The sequence below is a fragment of the Lysobacter antibioticus HS124 genome (assembly GCF_000336385.2).
In the GTDB taxonomy this organism is placed as follows: domain Bacteria; phylum Pseudomonadota; class Gammaproteobacteria; order Xanthomonadales; family Xanthomonadaceae; genus Lysobacter; species Lysobacter firmicutimachus.
The window spans coordinates 1-1,886 of sequence record NZ_HG424610.1; the positions used below are offsets into that span (position 1 = coordinate 1).

At 68.4% G+C, this 1,886-nt stretch carries 1 protein-coding gene and 1 pseudogene; both read right to left on the reverse strand.

The features are described 5' to 3' along the window. Positions 1 to 189, reverse strand: a pseudogene (locus tag TX83_RS21540) (peptidase S8); the annotation flags it as partial. A gap of 506 nt (positions 190 to 695) precedes the next feature. Then, positions 696 to 1,886, reverse strand: a 1,191-nt coding sequence (locus tag TX83_RS21545; RefSeq protein ID WP_145982128.1) for a S8 family serine peptidase, incomplete at its 5' end; no start/stop codon positions are given.

Below are 1,886 nucleotides of genomic sequence, written 5' to 3' on the forward strand. Positions count from 1 at the left end.
GGCGCTGCTGCGCTGCGCGCTGCCGTCGCGGTACTTGACGATGAACTCGTCCTGGGTCTCGTTGGCCAGGGCGGCGAGGTTGATGCGCTCGGCGGCGAACGCCGAGCCGGCGGAGCCCAGCACCAGGGCGGTGGCGGCGGCGAGGACGTGAATGCGGTGGGTACGACGACGGTTGGCACGAACGGACATCTGAACTAACCCCCGAAACAGGAAGGCCGCGGTCGCGGCGGATGTCGCCCGGTGCGTCGTCGGACCGCGAAGATTCGCCGTGCCCGGGCTGGTCGTGGACGCCTCACCGGCCTGCGCCGGTGTGCGTCCTCGATTCACGCTAACGATTGCGGGGCGGTGACAGCAAGGTGTCGCCTTGCCGACGTGGCCCGTTCAAGAGTGAAGTCAATCACGCATTGAGAAGCGCGTCCACGTGCGCGGCATCACAACGCAAACGCGGCAAAACCCCCTACCCTCGTCGAAAAATGCGATGAATTCCTTGAATTCAGGTTCGCACTCCGGCCTCAACCGCGCCAGGCGGGGCCGTCCTTGCCGGCTCCGGACGGTACGGGCGGCGGTCGGTTCCGGCCGCACGATTCATAGATTCCATTTATCGAACTGCGGTGCCATCCGCGCCCCCAAAAAAAGACCCCGGCGCAGCCGGGGTCCGTAAGGCGAGCGCGGCCTCCCCCGGCCGCGGACGACGCTCAGAACTTGATGCTCCAACTGTCGATGCGGCCGGTGTCGTTGACCCAGTTGTCGTTGACCCGCAGCTTCCAGGTGCCGTTCAAGGTTTCGCTGGACAGGTCGCGGGTGTAAGTGGCCACCACGTTGTCGCTGCTGTCGTTGCTGTTGTAGTTGAGCAGGGTGTAGACCGAGCCGTCCGGCGCCACCAAGTCGACCTTCAGATCGCCGCGATAGGTGTGGACGATGTTCACCGACACCGAGGCATTGCTCGGTGCGTTGCCGGTGCGGCCGGACACGGTGATCGGGCTTTCGACCGTGGCGTTGTCGTTGATCGCATAGTCGGCGCTGTTGCTGTAGGTCTGCGCGCCCGGGGTGCCGCCACCGCCGAGCGCGTCCAGCGCCGCCTTGGCGTTGACGATGCCCGCGCCGATCGGCTGGTCCGGGGTCTGCGGGAACGCGCGCACGCTGTTCTTCAGCAGCGTCTCGATTTCCGCCGGCGTCTTCGGGGTCGAGGCCTTGGCCTGCAACAGCGCGACCACGCCGGCCACGTGCGGCGTCGCCATCGAGGTGCCGCCGTAGGAGGCGTAGCTCTCCGCGCCCGGCGTGGTGGTGCCGGCGTTGAGCGTGGACAGGATGCTCGAGCCCGGCGCGGCGACGTCGACCACGGCGCCGTAGTTCGACTTCTGCGCGCTGCTCCACACCGAACGCGCGCCGGCGCTGTCGACCGCACCGACGGTGATGACGTTGTTGCAGCTCGCCGGCTGGATGTTGGCCGCGTTGCCGTTGTTGTTGCCGGCGGCGACCACCACAGTGGTGCCGCGCGAAACGGCGCCGTCGATCGCGGCCTGGTAGGTGGCGCTGCAGCTGCCGCCGCCGCCCAGGCTCATGTTGATGACTTCGGCCGGGTTGGCGTTGGCCGGCACGCCGGACACGCTTCCGCCCGAGGCCCAGGTAACGGCGTCGGCGATGTCCGCCAGCGAGCCGCCGCACTTGGCCAGCACGCGCACCGGCACGACCTTGGCGTTGTAGGCGGTGCCCGCCACGCCCTTGGCGTTGTTGGTCACCGCGGCGATGGTGCCGGCGACATGGGTGCCGTGCCAGCTGGAGTTGCGCGCGGGCACGTCCTGGAACAGCGAGTCGCACTCGGTGGCGTTGTTCCAGTCGCCTTCGTCGGCCGGGTTGGAATCGCGGCCGTTGCCGTCGCGCGCGGC